This window comes from Micromonospora sp. DT229 (assembly GCF_049844505.1).
Classification (GTDB): Bacteria; Actinomycetota; Actinomycetes; order Mycobacteriales; family Micromonosporaceae; genus Micromonospora.
On record NZ_JBNCLD010000006.1, the window covers coordinates 134,274 to 151,115 of the forward strand.

Consider the following 16,842-nt stretch of genomic DNA (forward strand, 5'->3'; position numbering starts at 1 on the left):
GCGAGCACCCGTGACCGTACGCACCGCCGCGGACCGCCAGCTGACGGTCGCGGTCTTCACACCCTGGTATCCCGAACCCGAGCGGCCGTGGGACGGCACGTTCGTCGCCAACCAGTGCGACGCCCTGCGCGACCTAGGCGTACGGATCCGGGTGTTCAAGCTGACCCGCGACGGCCTGACCGCGCGGATGCACGAGATCGACCCGGCCGACCGTACGGCGGTCCCGCACACCCGGCGTCGGATTCTCGGCGCGCACCACCTGGCGTCGCTGGTGCACGGCGGACGCCTGTGGTCCGCGCCGGTCGACGCCGTGCTGGCCGAAGGGGTGTGGGCGAGCAGCCTGCTGCGCCGCGTCGTGGCGCCGATGGTGGTGGTGGTGCTGCACGGGCGGGCCCCGATGACGGCTTCCGGCGCGCGCACCGACCCGGTGCGACGCAGCATCATCGCCGGCTCGTTGCGGCGGGCCAAGGCGCTGGTGGCGGTGGGTCCCGACATCGTCGACGACCTGCCACCCGAGCTTCGGACCGGGTGCCACGTGGTGCCCAACGGGGTGCTGCTCGACGCCTTCGCCCCGCGCGCCGGGTCCGCCTCCCAGCGCCTGGATGCCGACGACTTCCCCCGTTTCGTCACCGTCGGCAACGTGGACACGAACAAGAACCAGGAGACCCTGCTGCGGGCCTTCGCCGCGATCCGGGACAGGTGGCCCGCGGCGAGCTGGTGGGTGGTCGGCGACGGACCCGAGCGGCACCGGCTGGAAGGGCTACGCGACCAGTTGGGCCACGGCGACCGGATCCACTTCACCGGCCGGGTCGCTCCCGCCGAGGTGGCGAAGGTGCTCGGCGAGTCCGACCTGTTCGTCCTGCCGTCGCGTACCGAGGCGTTCGGCTGTGTCTATCTGGAGGCGATGGCCGTGGGCGTGCCGACGCTGGTGTCCCGCTCCGCCGGCCTCGCCGCACTCATCGACGACGACCGGTATCTGCACGATCCGGACGACAGTCGGCAACTGCTCGCCAAGGCCGACGCGATTCTGTCGACGCCGGCGCAGTACGAGCAGGCCGTCGCGTTCGGTCACGCCCTCGCCGAGGGATGCACCTGGCAGGCCCACGCCGAGTCCCTGGTCGACGTGCTCACCCATTCCGTGCTGAACAAGAAGGCGGTGACGGCATCGTGACGCCGACCGTACGCAGACTGGGTCGCCGGCTCATCACGTACGCGCAGGACACCGCCCGCCTCAACGGGACCGAGGCGGGAACCTGCGTGTACGTCGGCCCACGGGTACCGGGCAACCTCAACCTCGGCGACAACCTCCTGTACTGGGCGCATCAGCATGCGCTGCCCGACATCCCGCTACGCCAGGTGCACACCGTTCCCGCGCTGGCCGGCGCCCGCGCCGTACGGCGTCGGCAGCTGCGCGGGACGGTCCTGGGTGGTGGCACGCTGATCGGTTCGCCCAGCTTCCGGCGGGGTCTGGAATCGAGTCTGCGCCTGCTGGACGCGCTGCCGGTGGTCAACATCGGCACCGGTGTCGACGACCCGGTCATGCCGTCCACCGGCATCCCGGGTGACAACCGCGAGTTGCGGGCGTGGGTGCCGCTGCTGCGCAGGATGCCGAAGGTGTGGGTGCGCGGGCCGCTGTCCCGGCACCTGCTGCGGGAGGTCGGTGTCGACGCCGAGATCAGCGGCGATCCGGTGCTGTTGTTCGCGCTCGACGCCGACCTGCGCCACCGGCCCGCCCTGGGGCGGATCGGCATCAACCTCGGCATCACCGGCAACCAGTGGCAACGCGACCCGGCCGAGTTGGTCCGCGCCGTGGTGTCGTACGGCCGCAGGATGCGCGAGCGCGGTGTGGAGGTGCTGCTCATCTCGGTCTGGGACCGCGACGACGAACTCACCGCGTCGGTGGCCGACGAGTTGGGCTGCCCGGCCGTCCTGGCCGCACAGCTGCGCACCGCCGGCGCGATGCGACGGGTCATGCGCAACATCGACATCCTCGTCGCCCAGAAGCTGCACGCGGTCGTCGGGGCCGCCTGCGTGGCCACGCCCTCGATCGCGTTGGAGTACCGCCCGAAGTGTCGGGACTTCCAGGAGTCGGTGGGGGCGGGACGCTGGACGATCCGCACCTCGGAGGCGACCGGGGGTGCCCTGGCCGCGATGACACATCAACTCTACGACGAACGGGAGAGCGTGATGAAGACGCTCGCCGAGCAGGTGACGGACCGTCGCGCGGCCATCGGCCTGGCGGCGCTCGAGGCGTACGGGACGCTCGATGGATAGCGGCATCGGCATCGCCTGGGACGTCGTACTGGCGGGCACGGTGGTGTTGTTCCTGTTCAGCGTGCTGCGCATCCCGGCCACCCCGATGATCGCCATCTCGATCGGTCTGGTGCTGTGTTCGTCGACCTATGTGGAACGCTCGACCAACACCGGGTTCTCCGAGGTGGTCCGGGTCGCCGGCGTCCTCGTGCTGGCCCGGTTCATCTGGAGCGCGGCCGGTCAGGACCACAGCGAGGATCCCGCTCTGGCGGCCCGGTGTGGTCGGTTCGTCCGGGTCCTGGCCGCCACCATCGTGGCGTACCTGGCGTTCGCCACCATCGGCCACGGGATGTACCAGGAGTTGCTGCTCTACAGTGCCGGCGCGGTGCTGACCGTGGTGTACGGCTCGCTGATCGCGCGGCGCATCAGCGGGCCGCAGATCCGCGCGGGGATCCTCATCGCGCTCGTCCTGGCGATCTCGGGCAGCGTCGTGTTCGGCATCGTCCGGGCCGGCGACGGGATCCTGGGTGAGCGGCTCAGAGGTCTGGTCAGCAGTCCCAACCTGCTCGGCTTCTACGCGGTGATGGTCTTCGCGCTGCTGCTGTCGTACCGCACGTTCCGCCTCTGGATGCTGCCCGTCGGGGCGGTGACCGGGGCGGCTCTGGTCTGGACGGCCAGCCGTTCCTCGCTGATCGCGACGGTGCTGCTGGTGACGGCGCATCTCGCGCTGAGGCGGAGTCGGCTGCGGGCGCTGTGGATCCTCCTCGGGGCGACCGGCCTCGTGCTGCTGCTGAGCAACCCGGCCTGGATGACGGACAGCGACCTGGCCATCCTGCGGTTCAACAACTCGCGGCACGACTCGTACGCGTACACGATGACGGTCCTGGCCGACAGCGGGTGGCGGGGCATCGGGTTCGGTAACGAGTTGGTGCAGGTGGCGAGCACTCCGCTGCGCGCCCTCGTGCACGCCGGGCTCGCCGGTGGCCTCCTGGTGGCCGCCATGTACGCGGTGATCGTCTACTACTCGGCGAAGGTCGGCCGGCAGACCCTGCTGTTCGGCGGCGTGATGGTCGTGCACAGCCTCTCCGAAGGCTGGCTGCTGTCACCGGTCGGGCCGATGACGATGTGTTTCGTGGCCGTCTGGTGTGCCCTGGCGAAGTGCGAGACACCGCCGCCGTCGGTCCCCCGCCACGCCGCTCGTACGCCGATGCCGGCCACCACCAGGGAACGCAGCTATGCCGTCGTCTGACCCGATCGTCTTCTGGCAGAACACACCGTCGATACACCAGGCGCCCCTGATGCGGGCGCTCGCCCGGCAGACCCCCGCCCGGGTCGTCGTCATCACCGAGTTCGGCCTTCCCCCCCGACGTCAGCAGTTGGGCTGGCACCTGCCGGACTACGGCGCGGCGACCCTGGTCGTCGCCCCCGACCAGGCCGAGCGCAGGCGACTCGAAGCGAGCCTGGCCGGGGGCGTGCACGTCTTCTCCGGGCTCGGCGCCTATCCCGCGACCACCCGATCCCTGCTGTCGATGGGCGGCCACGGTGACACTCTCGTCGGCGTCTACGCCGAGCCGTGGGACCCGGCGGGCTGGCGGGGCCGGTTGCGGCCGCTGCGATACCGGGCCGCGGCACGCCGACTGCGCGCGAGCGTCGACTTCCTGCTCACCACCGGGCCGCTCGGACAGCAGCAGTACGTCCGGGTCGGCTTCCCGGCCACGCGCGTGTTCCGGTTCGGGTACTTCGTCGATGGGCACGACGGGATGGGCGGCGATGCCGCCGCAGCGGGCCGGGACGCGGTACGACTGGTCTTCGTGGGCTCGGTCAACCGGGGCAAGCAGCCGGAGTTGCTGCTCACCGCTCTGGCCCGGCTCGCGTGGGACTGGACGCTGGACGTCGTCGGCGACGGGCCGCTGCGGGAGCGTGCCATGGCGCTGGCCCGCCGGCTCGGCATCGACCGCCGGATCCGCTGGCACGGGCGGGTGGGCAACGCCACGGCCCGGGACATCGTCGGCGCGAGCGACATCCTCGTGCTGCCGAGCCGGTACGACGGCTGGGGTGCGGTGGTGAACGAGGCGCTGCTGGCCGGTACCCGGGTCGTGGCCAGCGATCGGTGTGGCGCCCAGGATCTCGTCGTCGCCGACGAGCGGAGCCGGGTCTTCCCGGCAGGTGACGTGACCTCGCTGACCCGGGCCCTGACCGCGTCAGCCGGCCACGGGCGGGTCGACGACGAGGAACGGGCGGCCCGCATCCGGTGGGCGACGGCGCATCTCGCCCCCGAACGAGGCGCCCGGTACCTGCTCGACGTCGTCGCCCATCTGCGCGACGGCGCGCCGAGGCCGGTGCCGCCGTGGGCCCGGGCCACGAGCGTACGGTGACCGGCGCCGGTCAGGCCGGCACGTCCCGCGCCAACTCGCCCTGACCGGCCCGCACGCTGCCGACCGGGGTGCGGTGGTCGAAGAGCCAGTCGAAGTACGAGCCCGCGGCGAAGGGCTCCGGATCCGGTGTGAGTACGGCGTACAGCGCGGCCTCGACGGCATCGCGCAGGCTCGCGCTGCGGCCCGGATCGAAGGGATGCAGCGCCAGCGCGGCGATCTCGCGGTTGTGCGCGCTGTCCTGGGCGATCACCGGGATGCCGGCCGATCGGGCCTCGGCCAGCGGGTATCCGAACGACTCGACGGCCGTCGGGTAGTAGACGGCAGCACACCGGGCGTAGTACTCGGCGAGACGATCGCGGTCGAGGACCCCCACGAACTGGAACCGCGGGTCGTCGCGAAGCTCCGGCGGGGCGGTGTCCGGCCGCATGGTGGAGACCACCCGCACGCCGGACGGCAGCACCCGCGCCAACTCCGTCAGGTGCACACGCATCCGCTTGAACGGCGAGTCCACGATCGGGCAGAGCAGGAACTGCTCGTCGGGGCTACCGGCCGTCCGGCCGGGTTGGCGCAGCGGATGGAACCGCACGACCACCCGGTCCCGCACGCCGGGCAGCACGTGCCCGACCCGCTCGGCCATCGAGGAACTCGGTACCACGATGACGTCGGCGCGGCGCAGACCGGCGCGTACCCAGGCGATCTGCGCGGCGAAGCCCGGCCGGAAGTACCGCTTGCTCCGGGCCCACTCCTGCTCGGTGAGGAAGTGGTTCGCGTTGCGGACGAGCGTGACGCGCACCCCCCGGCCGGTCGCGAACCCCACGTTGTTGGTGGACACGACGCGGGTGGCGGAGCGCACCATCAACTCCCGCCGCAGCAGCCAACGGGCGGTGACCCGCCGGTCGGCCCCGAGCACCCGCACCGGTGCGGAGTCCGGCTCGGCCAGGTAGCGCAGGCACTGTTCCCGGAAGCGTCCCGAACCGCCGGAGGGACCGCCGGACAGGTCGACCACCTTGTTCACGAATTGGCCCCCGATCGACAATTCCTCAGCCGTACGCGAATTAATCACGGAACATGCAGTCGGGCGTCCGCACTGCGGAGACACAGGAGGAACGATCGAGAATTCGACCGGTTACCGGTGTGCCCCGTACCGGCCTGGCCTGGCCAGATCCCCTTTCTGTCGGCGTACGTAACTCGCCACTGATTCTCGCCGTTAATCGTCTGGCGCGCAGTTTCGCGGGACAGCGCCGTATCGGCCCGCGTCGGCCCGGGCGAGTTGCGGAGGGAGAACTGATGAGGAGACCGGTTCCGCGCACGATTGTCGCGGACCTGCGGACGTTGGGCCGCGCCGCACCCCTGCGCGCCGCGTACGAACTGTCGAAACGAAGCGGCTTCCATCAGGTGCTGTTCCGCGGTGCGCCACCGCAGCACCACCGGGCCACCGTGGTGCCGCTGACCACCAGCGTGCCGGCCGGCCTCAAGGCCCGGCAGCGATGTCTCGACGACGCCCGCCGCGTACGGCAGGAAGGGCTCCGCGTCTTCGGGCACCGGGCGGCGACGGGGGTGACGGCCGACTGGTCCACCGACCCGCTCACCGGACGGTCGTGGCCGGCGCACGAACCGTGGTGGCGCATCGACATCCGGTCCGAGGCCCGGCTCTCCGACGTCAAGTACAGCTGGGAGGCGGGACGGCATCGCGACCTGGTCGTGCTGGCCCGCGCGGCCCGCCTCGACCCGGACGGCCCGTGGTGCGACGAACTCACCGGGCTGTTGCGCTCCTGGCACGAACAGTGCCCACCCGAACAGGGCGTGCACTGGCATTCCAGCCTCGAACTCGCGCTGCGCGCCATCAGTTGGAGCCAGGTCCTGGCGCTGGTCGGCGAGCGGATCCCGGTCGAGGTGGTGACCGCCACCGAACGGCTGCTGCTGGCCAGCGCCCGGCATCTGATGATCGAGTTGCCGTACACGGTGAGCAGCATGCGCAACAACCACATGCTCGGCGACGCGCTCGGGCTCATCCTGCTGGCACGGATGTTCCCCACCGCACGACACGCGACCCGCTGGGCGCGTACCGGCGAGCGGATGTTCGCCGCCCAGTGGCACCGGCACCTCGCCCCGGACGGCCGGATGATCGAGGACTCGCTGTCGTACCACCGGTTCGTCCTGGAGATGCTCATCGTGCGGGTGCTGCTCGGCAACGCACCGGCACAGCTGCGACGTGACCTGCACTCGGCCAGCCTGCACCTGGCCCGGCTCGGCGTGTTCGACGGCGAACTCCCGCAGTACGGCGACTGGGACGAGGGACGGGTGCTGGCGTCCTCCGGCGACCCGCTCGACGTGGCCGGCTCGGTCGCGCTCGGGCTGGTGCTCAGCGGCGAACAGGTGCCCGCGCAGTGGTACGCCGACTACGACGAGTTGGCCTGGTACGCGCCCGCCCCACCGGAGGCCACCGCGCCCGCCACGACCACCCGCGCCGCCGGGCGGCCGGGTGCGGTGGTCTCCGGGGGCATCGGGTACGTCAGCCGGGGTCCGTGGCAGGTCTGGTTCAAGGTGGCCGGTGGGCCGTCGCACGGACATGCCGACCTCACCTCCGTCTGGGTCAAGCACGACGGTCGGTGGCTGATCGCGGACCCGGGCACCGGCACCTACAACGGGCCGCTGACCGTCCGCAACGGACTGCGTACCTCCGCTGCCCACCCGGTGCGCCGACCCGACGGTCAGGACCAGCTCGTGCCACACCGCGCGTTCCGCTGGCTGCACGCCGCGTCCGGGCACCTCGGAGCGCCCCTCGTGCTGGCGGACCGCACCATCCTGTTCGGCTGGCACGACGCGTACGCGCGAGGTCCGCGACCGGTACGCGTCGGCCGAGCGGTGGTGGTGGCCGACGGGTACGTGGCGATCGTCGAGTTCGCCGACGAGCCGGCCGCCGGCCGGACGTGGTCGCTCACCGTACCGCTGCACCCCGACGTCACGATCGAGGACAACACCCTGGTCAGCGGCGGGACCAAGGTCGACCTGTTCGGCCTGCGCGGGCACACGCCGGTGCGGGGACGGTCGACGCCGTTCGCGGGTTGGCACAGCCACACCTACGGATCCTGGGAACCGGCGACCTGGATCACCGTCGAGGACCGGGCCGACACCACCGTCTGGGGGCTCGGCGCGGTGCCCGGAACACCGCAGGCGCACGCGCTCGACGGTCTCGGATTCGCGGTGACCTGGCAGCCCACCAGCGCCTCGCTCGCCGTCACCGACCTCCTGTCCGGGGAGGTCCAGCACCGGGAAGTGCCGACATGACCACTCGCAAGATCGCTGTGTTCAACCAGTTCGCCGTGCCCCGGGGCTATCCCGGCGGGACCCGGCACGTCGAGATGTTCGGCCGGCTACCCGGCTGGGATTACGTGATCATCGCCGGTCGGCGCAACCTGATCACCGGCCTGCCGCAGCGCGCGGAGCCGGGATTCCACCCGGTCGCGGTGACCCCGTACCGGGGCAACGGTCTGGACCGCGTACTCAACTGGGTCAGCTACACGGTGACCGCGGCGATCGCCGGCCTGCGGCAACCCCGGCCCGACGTGGTGTACGCGTCCTCGCCGCACCTGCTGGCCGGGCTGACCGGCTGGGCGGTCGCGGCACTGCGCCGTACCCCGTTCGTGCTGGAGATCCGGGACCTGTGGCTCCGCTTCCTCGTCGACATGGGAGTGCTGTCCGAGACGTCGTTGGCGTACCGGGCGCTGGCGCGGCTGGAACGGTTCCTCTACCTGCGGGCCGACCGGGTCGTCGTGATGGCACCCGACGTGGTGCAGGTCGTCGCGGCGCAGGGGGTGGCGCCCGAGAAGATCGCCTACATCCCCAATGCCGCCGACCCGGACGACTTCGTGCCCAGCGCCGACCGGGACACGCTGCGGGCGCGGTACGGATTCACCGGCCGGACCGCCGTCTACGCCGGCGCGCACGGCCCGGCCAACGGACTGGATCAGCTTCTGGACGCCGCCCGATCGGTGCCCGAGATAGACGTCGTGCTGGTCGGCTCGGGTGTGGAGAAGGAGCGGCTGCGAGCTGCGGCGACCGGAATCGACAATCTCCGCTTTCTTGATCCCGTGCCGAAGACCGAGGTGCCCGATCTCCTGCACGCCGCGGACGTCGGCGTGCACGTCCTGGCCGACGTCGAGTTGTTCCGCTCCGCGGTCAGCCCCAACAAGGTGTTCGACTACCTGGCCGCCGGGCTGCCGGTGGTCACCAACAGTCCGGGCGTGGTCGGCGACCTGGTCCTGGGCGCCGGCTGCGGCTACGTGACCTCGCCCGGTCAACTCGCACACGGTCTCACTCAGATGGCTGGGGCCGGCCGGGACGAGCTGACGAAGATGGGCGCGTCCGGCCGGCGTTGGATCCGCGCCAACCAGTCGCGTACCGCGATGTCACACGCCCTCGGGCAGTTGCTCGCCCCACTCGTCGAACGCTGATTCCACATCTCAAGCCGAGCGGGACGTCACGCTGAAGCCGTCGCCCGCCCGCGTGGGCGGAATCGACGGCTGTTCGGCGAGGCCGGTCAGCGCCGCTACCGCGGCCAGCGCCGTCCGGGTGCTGACGAACGAGGCCTCGATCTCCCGCTCGTCGGACCGGTGCCCGACGATCGTCTGCCGGACCAGGGCGAGCAACTGCTGATGTCCCTTGCCTGCGGCCACCCGCCGCACCTCCCGGCCGTCGACCTCCAGCCGCCGGAAGTCGTCGATCAGTACGGTGTGCCCACGGCCGAGGATCTCCACCCGCTCCTTGGGGGTGCTCCGGTTACCGCCGGTGCAGTAGGTGATCGTCGCGGTGGAGCCGTCCGGGTATCCGAGCAGGATGCTCACGTCCTCCTCCAGCCCCGGCTCACCCCGTCCGCTGCCGTACGCGTGCACGACCCTCGGTGCCGACCCCACCAGCCAGGAGGCCAGGTCGATGAAGTGGCACACCTCGCCACGGATCCGGCCGCCCTGCCGTCGGTCGTGGTACCAGTGCGAGTCGGGCAACCGTCCCGCGTTGATCCGATACGCGACTGTCACCGGCCCGCCACCGGCGGCCAGGATCTTCTTCGCGTGGCCCACCATCGGCGCGTACCGCCGGTTGAAGCCGACGAACAGGTGACCGGAGTTGCGGTGGTAGGCGGCGCCGACCTCGTCGAGTTCCTCCTGCGTCAACGCCAATGGTTTCTCCACGAACACGTGCTTGCCGGCGTCCAGCGCCTGCCGGACCAGGTCGGCGTGCGAGTCGTGCCGGCTGAGGACGAACACCATGTCGATGTCGTCCCGACCGATCAGCTCTGTTGCGGTCCCGACCACGAGCGGGATGCCGTTGCGCTCGGCGAGATGTCGTGCGGACAGCCCTTTGGCGGAGGTGACGGCGGCGAGGTCGTCCGCCCAGCCGGCGGCCTTGAGCGCGGGCAGGAACGTGGCCTTTGCGTACAGCCCGGCGCCGATCAGCCCGGCCCGGGACCGCGACGAGGCACGGCGTGGACGCAGCAGCACCGCGTCGGCGCGGGGTTCGGTCGGGGCCGCGTAGCTGAGCTGCACCGCGAGCGAGCGTGGATCGGCGGCCAGCGCCTCGTACGCCGCGGTCGCCTGCGCCACCTCGAACACGTGGGTGACCAGGTCGTCGACCGCGACCCGACCACTGTCGACCAGGTCGAGGTAGGTCTCGATGTTGCCGCGCGCCGTCCAGCGCACGTGCCCGGCCGGGTAGTCGACGCCCCACTGCTCGTAGGCCCGGTCGTAGCGGCCGGGACCATAGCTGCGGGCGAACCGCAGGTCCAGTTCCCGCTCGTAGAACGCCCGCCGGTCGAGTTCCAACCCGACGTCGCCGACCACGACCAGCCGGGCGCGGTCCCGGGCGATCTCCGCGCTGCGGGTGACCGGCCCCGAGGAGCGGGTCGCCGCGGTGATCAGGACCGCGTCGACGCCCCGCTCCCGGGTCAGCTCCATGATCTGTTCGGTGGTCGCCGCGCCGGCCTCGACCAGGCCGGTCGCACCACCGCTGGTGGCCAGTTCGGCCGTCCACTCGCGCAGGTCGACACCGATGACGCGAAGCCCCGAGGCGAGCGCCAACCGGACCGTCAACTGCCCGACCAGGCCGAGGCCGACAACGGCGACCGTGCCGCCCACCCCCACCTCGGCCTGCCGCAGTCCCTGCATCGCGATGGCCGCCACCGCGCCGAAGGCGGCGGCCTGATCCGACACCCCATCGGGTACGGGGACCGCGAGCAGGCCGGGCACCGTCTGGTACTCGGCGTGCCCGGCCGAGGCCGTGGCCACCCGCATGCCCGGCCGCAGACCGTCGGTGGCGACACCGGCGGCGACGACCACCCCGGCCGCGCTGTACCCCAGCGGCATGTCCTCGTCGAGTCGACCGCGTACGGCCGCGATGGTGGTGCGGAGCCCGTCCGTGCGGGCCTTGTGCACGACCTGACGAACCAGGTCCGGTCGGGCCCGTGCCTTGCTCAGCAGGCTCGCCGACGCCAGTTCGCGGACGGCACGTTCGGTCCCGGCGGAGAGCAGGGACCGGCGTACGGCCACGAGCACCTCGGTGGCGGTCGGTTCGGGTTGCGGAACCTCCACGATCCGGACCTCGCCACCGGACACGGACTGGACGACCTGCTTCACGGGACCTGCCTTCGGAGGGAGAACCACTGGCGTCCTGCCGCCAGCCACCCCTTCCGGCGGCGACGCCTCCGTCGCTCGCACTGTACGGCGAATACCCCTATCAAAGGGGGATATCTTTGTATTATTGGCGCGTCTTCGATCAATAGCATCCGAATCAGGCGAGGAATATTTGCTTACCCCCAGCGTGGTGCACATCGCGGGCGCGCGGCCCAACTTTCCCAAAGCGGCGCCGGTGATCCGGGCGCTGGAGCGGCACGGCGTCGCGCAACGTCTGGTGCACACCGGCCAGCACTACGACGAACGCATGTCCGAGGTCTTCTTCCGGCAACTGGGGCTACCCGAGCCGGACGAGAACCTGGCCGTCGGCTCCGGCAGCCACGCCCGACAGACCGCCGAGATGATGACCCGGCTGGAGACCTACTTCCAGGACACCGGGCCCGCTCTGGTGGTCGTCTACGGTGACGTCAACTCCACCCTGGCGGCCACCCTGGTCGCCACGAAGCTCGCCATTCCGGTGGCGCACGTGGAGGCCGGGCTGCGCAGCTTCAACCGCGCCATGCCGGAGGAGATCAACAGACTGGTCACCGACCGGCTGTCCGACCTGCTCTTCGCCACCAGCCCGGAGGCCCTGGTACAACTGGGCAACGAGGGGATCGCCGCGCAGAAGGTGCACTTCGTCGGCAACCCGATGATCGACACGCTACTGGCCAACCGGGATCGGGTCGAGCCAGCGACCATCCGCGACCAACTGGGCCTTTCCGAACGGTACGTGGTGGCCACCCTGCACCGACCGGCCAATGTGGACGATGCCGCCGACGCCGCCGAACTGGCCAAGGCCATGCACGGGGTCGCCGAGCAGATCGAGGTCGTGCTGCCGCTGCACCCGCGCGGGCGGCACCGCCTGGCCGCCGCAGGGCTGTTCCCCCATCCCGGCATCCGGGTCGTCGACCCCCAGGGCTACCTGGAGTTCCTCGGCCTGATCCAGGGCGCCCGGGCGGTCCTCACCGACTCCGGCGGAGTCCAGGAGGAGACCACCGTGCTGGGGGTGCCCTGCCTGACCCTGCGGGCCGAGACGGAACGCCCGGTGACCATCACCCACGGCACGAACCGGCTGGTGACCCGGGCCGGCCTGGCCGACGAGGTACGCGCCCTGCTGGCCGCGGATCGGCGGACCGCCGACTGGCCGGTGCCGCCGCTGTGGGACGGGCGGGCCGGGGAACGCATCGCCGAGGTGATCGCCGAGTTCGTCGGCTCCCGCTGAGACCCCGACCCGGCCACCGGCTCAGTCACCGGCTGGGCCATCGGCGTCCCTAGGAGCCGGTCAGCACCGAGTCGACCACGTCCTTCGCCTCCTGCTGGATGCGGGCCAGATGCTCCGGGCCCTGGAAGGACTCGGCATAGATCTTGTAGACGTCCTCGGTGCCGGAAGGGCGGGCGGCGAACCAGCCACTGGCCGTGGTCACCTTCAGCCCACCGATCGGGGCCCCGTTGCCGGGTGCCCGGGTGAGGGTGGCCGTGATCGGCTCCCCGGCCAGCTCGGTGGCGCGTACCTGCTCCGGGGAGAGCTTGCCGAGGGCGGCCTTCTGCTCCCGGGTGGCCGGTGCGTCGATCCGGGCGTACGCGGGGGCACCGAAGCGTTCGGCAAGCTCGGCCCAGTGTTCGCTCGGCGTACGGCCGGTCATGGCGATGATCTCGGCGGCCAGCAGGCAGAGCAGGATGCCGTCCTTGTCGGTGGTCCAGGTGCCACCGTCCCGGCGCAGGAAGGAGGCCCCCGCGCTCTCCTCCCCACCGAAACCGACCGCACCGTCGAGCAGCCCGGGAACGAACCACTTGAAGCCGACCGGCACCTCCAGCAGCGGACGCCCCAGATCGGCCGCCACCCGGTCGATCATCGAGGAGGAGACCAGGGTCTTGCCGACCGCGGCGGCCGGACCCCACTGCTCCCGGGTACCGAACAGGTGGGCGATCGCCACCGCGAGGTAGTGGTTCGGGTTCATCAGGCCCGCGTCCGGGGTGACGATGCCGTGCCGGTCCGCATCGGCGTCGTTGCCGGTGGCCACCTGGTAGTCCGCGCGCATGGCGATCAGGGAGGCCATGGCGTTCGGCGAGGAGCAGTCCATCCGGATCTTGCCGTCCCCGTCCAGGGTCATGAAGCGCCAGGTCGGATCGACGATCGGGTTGACCACCCTGAGGTCCAGGCGGTGCCGGTCGGCGATCTCACCCCAGTAGGCCACACTGGCCCCGCCGAGCGGATCCGCGCCGATCCGGACCCCGGCGGTCCGGATCACGTCCAGGTCCAGCACCGCCGGCAGGTCGTCGACGTACGCACCGAGGAAGTCGTACCGGCCGGTGGTGTCGACCGCGCGGGCCCGGGCGTACGGGATGCGGCGCACCTCCTTGCCCCCGGCGGCGAGGATCGCGTTCGCCCGGTCCTGGATCCACTTCGTGGCGTCGGAGTCGGCCGGACCCCCGTGGGTGGGGTTGTACTTGAACCCGCCGTCCTCCGGCGGATTGTGCGAGGGGGTGATCACGATGCCGTCGGCCAACCCGGTGGTGCGGCCCCGGTTGTGGGTCAGGATCGCGTGGGACACCGCCGGCGTCGGGGTGTAGCCGTCCCGGCTGTCCACCAGCACGGTGACCTCGTTGGCGGCCAGCACCTCCAGGGCGTCCACGGCAGCCGGAGCGGACAACGCGTGGGTGTCCCGGCCGAGAAAGAGCGGGCCGTCGATGCCGTTGGCCCGGCGGTACTCACACAGGGCCTGGGTGACGGCGAGGATGTGGTCGGAGTTGAAGGCGTTCCGCAGACTCGACCCCCGATGCCCGGAGGTGCCGAAGGAGACCTGCTGGGCCGGGTCGGCGGGATCCGGATGCTCGGCGTAGTACGCCGTCAGCAGTCGCGGCACGTCCACCAGGTCGCCGGGCTCGGCCGGCTGCCCGGCACGCGGGTGACTACCACCACTCACGGGGCTGACCTTTCGTTCGCGACTGCGGGGCTCGCAAGCTCACTCCTCGCGCTCACGGGGCTGACCTTTCGTTCGCGACTGCGGGGCTCGCAAGCTCACTCCTCGCGCTCACGGTTCCACCTTTTGTCCTTTGCCGATGACCACGATGCCGTTGTCGGAGACGGTGTAGCGCTGCCGGTCGCGTTCCAGATCGACGCCGATCTCGGCGCCCTCGGGAACGTGGACATTCTTGTCCAGAATGGCCCGACGCACCACCGCGTGCCGACCGATCTCCACCCCCTCCATCAACACCGAGCCGTCCACATGTGCCCAGGAGTGCACCTTCACCTTCGGCGAGACGATCGAGTTCTCCACAAGTGAGCCGGAGATCACCGCCCCGGGGGAGACCATCGAGGCGACCGCCCGACCGACCCGCTCCCCCCACTGGTGCACGAACTTGGCCGGCGGGTACGGCGGCTGCTCGGTGTAGATCGGCCAGTCGAAGTTGTAGAGGTTGAACACCGGGTGCACGTTGATCAGATCCATGTGGGCGTCGTAGAAGGAGTCCAGGGTCCCCACGTCCCGCCAGTAACCCCGGTCCCGGTCGGTGCTGCCGGGCACCTCGTTGTCGCGGAAGTCGTAGACGTTGGCCTCACCCCGCTCGACAAGCATCGGGATGATGCTGCCGCCCATGTCGTGCTTGCTGGAGCGGTCCTCGGCGTCCCGTTCGACCGCCTCGACGAGCGCCCGGGTGGTGAAGACGTAGTTGCCCATCGAGGCGTAGATCTCGTCGGGGGCGTCCGGCAGCCCCACCGCGTCGGTGGGCTTCTCCCGGAAGGCCCGGATCCGCCGGCCGTCCTCGGCCACCTCGATGACCCCGAACTGATCGGCCGTGGACAGCGGCTGCCGGATGCCGGCCACGGTCACGGCTGCCCCGGAGGCGATGTGCTCCTCCACCATCTGCCGTGGGTCCATCCGGTAGATGTGGTCGGCACCGAAGACGATCACGTAGTCGGGCTGCTCGTCGTAGATCAGGTTGAAGCTCTGGTAGATCGCGTCCGCCGAGCCGGAGAACCACCACGGGCCCCGACGCTGCTGCGCGGGCACCGGGGTGACGTAGTTGCCGAGCAGGGTCGACATCCGCCAGGTCTTGGTGATGTGCCGGTCCAGGGAGTGGGACTTGTACTGGGTCAGCACGACGATCTTGAGGTACCCGGCGTTGGCCAGGTTGGAGAGGACGAAGTCGACCATGCGGTACATCCCGCCGAACGGGACGGCCGGTTTGGCCCGATCCGTGGTGAGCGGCATCAGGCGCTTGCCCTCTCCGCCGGCCAGGACGATCGCGAGCACCTTCTCAGCCATGACCAGACGCTATCCATCCCGGTGCCGCTTCACCACTCGTACGGCCACACTTCTGGACTAGGGTGCCGGGCATGACCGACTCCATCCCGCTGCGCGTCGACCTGCTCACCCGGGAGTACCCGCCGGAGGTCTACGGGGGCGCCGGGGTGCATGTCGAGTACCTGGCCCGGGAGCTGCGCCGGCTGACCCAGGTCCGGGTGCACTGCTTCGGCGCGCCGCGTACCGAGCCGGGAGTGCGGGCGTACCCGGAACCGGCCGGCCTGGCCGGCGCGAACCCGGCGCTGCGGACCATGGGTGTGGACCTGGAGATGGCCGCCGGGTGTGCCGGCGCGGACGTGGTGCACAGCCACACCTGGTACGCCAACCTGGCCGGGCACACCGCGAAGCTGCTGTACGGGGTGCCGCACGTGGTGACCGCGCACAGCCTGGAGCCGCTGCGCCCCTGGAAGGCCGAACAGCTCGGCGGCGGGTACGCCCTCTCCTCCTGGTGCGAACGCACCGCCTACGAGTCGGCCGACGCGATCGTGGCGGTCAGCGCGGGGATGCGTCGGGACGTGCTGACCGCGTACCCCTCGGTGGACCCGGACCGGGTGCACGTGATCTACAACGGCATCGACACCGCGCAGTACGCCCCCGACCCGGGCACGGACGTGCTGGCCCGACTCGGCATCGACCCGGCCCTGCCCAGCGTGGTCTACGTCGGGCGGATCACTCGGCAGAAGGGCCTGCCGCACCTGCTGCGCGCCGCCCGCGACCTGCCCCCGGACACCCAACTGGTGCTGCTGGCCGGGGCACCGGACACCCCGGAGATCGCCGCCGAGGTGGAGGGTCTGGTCGCCGAGCTGCGGGCGGGCCGCTCCGGGGTGATCTGGGTGGCCGAGATGCTGCCCAAGCCCGAGGTGATCCAGGTGCTCACCCACGCCACCATCTTCGTCTGCCCCTCGGTGTACGAGCCGATGGGCATCGTCAACCTGGAGGCGATGGCCTGCGAGACCGCGGTGGTGGCCACCGCCACCGGCGGCATCCCCGAGGTGGTCGTCGACGGCGAGACCGGCCTGCTGGTCCCGATCGAGCAGGCCGGCCTGGACGGCACGCCCGCCGACCCGGCCCGTTTCGAGGCCGACCTGACGGCCCGGCTCAACGAGCTGCTGGCCTCCCCCGACCGCGCCGCCGCCCTGGGCCGGGCCGGACGTCGCCGGGCGGTCGAGCACTTCTCCTGGGACGCGATAGCCGCCCGCACCCTCAACCTCTACCGCTCACTGATGTAAGGAAGGGCCCCCT

Annotated in this window: 12 protein-coding genes; 8 read left to right on the forward strand and 4 right to left on the reverse strand. The window is 71.1% G+C overall.

Annotation, left to right across the window (positions count from 1 at the left end; translation table 11 throughout):
* Nucleotides 1–10 precede the first annotated feature (10 nt).
* The 4 genes from ACLQ2T_RS11775 to ACLQ2T_RS11790 are packed head-to-tail and all read left to right on the forward strand — an operon-like array spanning nt 11 to nt 4,628.
* Nucleotides 11–1,171, forward strand: a complete 1,161-nt coding sequence (locus tag ACLQ2T_RS11775) for a glycosyltransferase family 4 protein (RefSeq protein WP_425766042.1) — start codon at nt 11–13, stop codon at nt 1,169–1,171.
* Nucleotides 1,168–2,274: a polysaccharide pyruvyl transferase family protein gene (locus ACLQ2T_RS11780; protein ID WP_425766043.1), complete on the forward strand. Its 1,107-nt coding sequence runs from the start codon at nt 1,168–1,170 to the stop codon at nt 2,272–2,274. Before ACLQ2T_RS11775 ends, ACLQ2T_RS11780 begins: the two co-directional genes overlap by 4 nt.
* Nucleotides 2,267–3,502 (forward strand): hypothetical protein, encoded by a 1,236-nt coding sequence (locus tag ACLQ2T_RS11785; RefSeq protein WP_425766044.1) that lies wholly within the window; start codon nt 2,267–2,269, stop codon nt 3,500–3,502. Before ACLQ2T_RS11780 ends, ACLQ2T_RS11785 begins: the two co-directional genes overlap by 8 nt.
* Complete coding sequence (locus tag ACLQ2T_RS11790) at nt 3,489–4,628, forward strand: glycosyltransferase (protein ID WP_425766045.1); 1,140 nt, start codon at nt 3,489–3,491, stop codon at nt 4,626–4,628. The genes ACLQ2T_RS11785 and ACLQ2T_RS11790 overlap by 14 nt, the downstream gene beginning before the upstream one ends.
* Before the next feature lie 10 nt (nt 4,629–4,638).
* Here ACLQ2T_RS11790 and ACLQ2T_RS11795 read toward each other — a convergent pair whose 3' ends face one another.
* Nucleotides 4,639–5,643, reverse strand: a complete 1,005-nt coding sequence (locus ACLQ2T_RS11795; RefSeq protein WP_425766046.1) for a glycosyltransferase — start codon at nt 5,641–5,643, stop codon at nt 4,639–4,641.
* Between the two features lie 272 nt (nt 5,644–5,915).
* On the opposite strand from ACLQ2T_RS11795, the gene ACLQ2T_RS11800 reads away from it, so the two are divergent.
* Together ACLQ2T_RS11800 and ACLQ2T_RS11805 are read left to right on the forward strand one after the other, a co-directional pair.
* On the forward strand, nt 5,916–7,916 hold the full coding sequence (locus ACLQ2T_RS11800) for a heparinase II/III domain-containing protein (protein ID WP_425766047.1): 2,001 nt from the start codon (nt 5,916–5,918) through the stop codon (nt 7,914–7,916).
* On the forward strand, nt 7,913–9,082 hold the full coding sequence (locus ACLQ2T_RS11805) for a glycosyltransferase family 4 protein (RefSeq protein WP_425766048.1): 1,170 nt from the start codon (nt 7,913–7,915) through the stop codon (nt 9,080–9,082). The genes ACLQ2T_RS11800 and ACLQ2T_RS11805 overlap by 4 nt, the downstream gene beginning before the upstream one ends.
* A 9-nt stretch (nt 9,083–9,091) precedes the next feature.
* On the opposite strand, the gene ACLQ2T_RS11810 is transcribed toward ACLQ2T_RS11805, so the two are convergent.
* Nucleotides 9,092–11,257: a bi-domain-containing oxidoreductase gene (locus tag ACLQ2T_RS11810; RefSeq protein ID WP_425766049.1), complete on the reverse strand. Its 2,166-nt coding sequence runs from the start codon at nt 11,255–11,257 to the stop codon at nt 9,092–9,094.
* A gap of 187 nt (nt 11,258–11,444) precedes the next feature.
* Here ACLQ2T_RS11810 and wecB point away from each other — a divergent pair, with 187 nt between their 5' ends.
* A complete protein-coding gene (wecB, locus tag ACLQ2T_RS11815) occupies nt 11,445–12,518 on the forward strand; it encodes a non-hydrolyzing UDP-N-acetylglucosamine 2-epimerase (RefSeq protein ID WP_425766050.1) in 1,074 nt (357 codons plus the stop codon).
* A gap of 49 nt (nt 12,519–12,567) precedes the next feature.
* Here wecB and pgm read toward each other — a convergent pair whose 3' ends face one another.
* Complete coding sequence (gene pgm / locus ACLQ2T_RS11820) at nt 12,568–14,220, reverse strand: phosphoglucomutase (alpha-D-glucose-1,6-bisphosphate-dependent) (protein ID WP_425766051.1); 1,653 nt, start codon at nt 14,218–14,220, stop codon at nt 12,568–12,570.
* A 108-nt stretch (nt 14,221–14,328) separates the two neighbouring features.
* Nucleotides 14,329–15,561, reverse strand: a complete 1,233-nt coding sequence (gene glgC / locus ACLQ2T_RS11825; RefSeq protein WP_327026918.1) for a glucose-1-phosphate adenylyltransferase — start codon at nt 15,559–15,561, stop codon at nt 14,329–14,331.
* Between the two features lie 71 nt (nt 15,562–15,632).
* On the opposite strand from glgC, the gene glgA reads away from it, so the two are divergent.
* Nucleotides 15,633–16,829, forward strand: coding sequence for a glycogen synthase (gene glgA / locus ACLQ2T_RS11830; protein ID WP_425766052.1), 1,197 nt, complete (start codon nt 15,633–15,635; stop codon nt 16,827–16,829).
* The last annotated feature ends 13 nt before the right edge of the window (nt 16,830–16,842 follow it).

Bases quoted from the DNA above. Each gene is read 5' to 3' on its own strand.
- ACLQ2T_RS11785 (WP_425766044.1), top strand. From the start codon at position 2,267: ATGGATAGCGGCATCGGCATCGCCTGGGACGTCGTACTGGCGGGCACG.
- ACLQ2T_RS11790 (WP_425766045.1), top strand. From the start codon at position 3,489: ATGCCGTCGTCTGACCCGATCGTCTTCTGGCAGAACACACCGTCGATA.
- ACLQ2T_RS11800 (WP_425766047.1), top strand. From the start codon at position 5,916: ATGAGGAGACCGGTTCCGCGCACGATTGTCGCGGACCTGCGGACGTTG.
- ACLQ2T_RS11805 (WP_425766048.1), top strand. From the start codon at position 7,913: ATGACCACTCGCAAGATCGCTGTGTTCAACCAGTTCGCCGTGCCCCGG.
- glgC (WP_327026918.1), bottom strand. From the start codon at position 15,561: ATGGCTGAGAAGGTGCTCGCGATCGTCCTGGCCGGCGGAGAGGGCAAG.
- glgA (WP_425766052.1), top strand. From the start codon at position 15,633: ATGACCGACTCCATCCCGCTGCGCGTCGACCTGCTCACCCGGGAGTAC.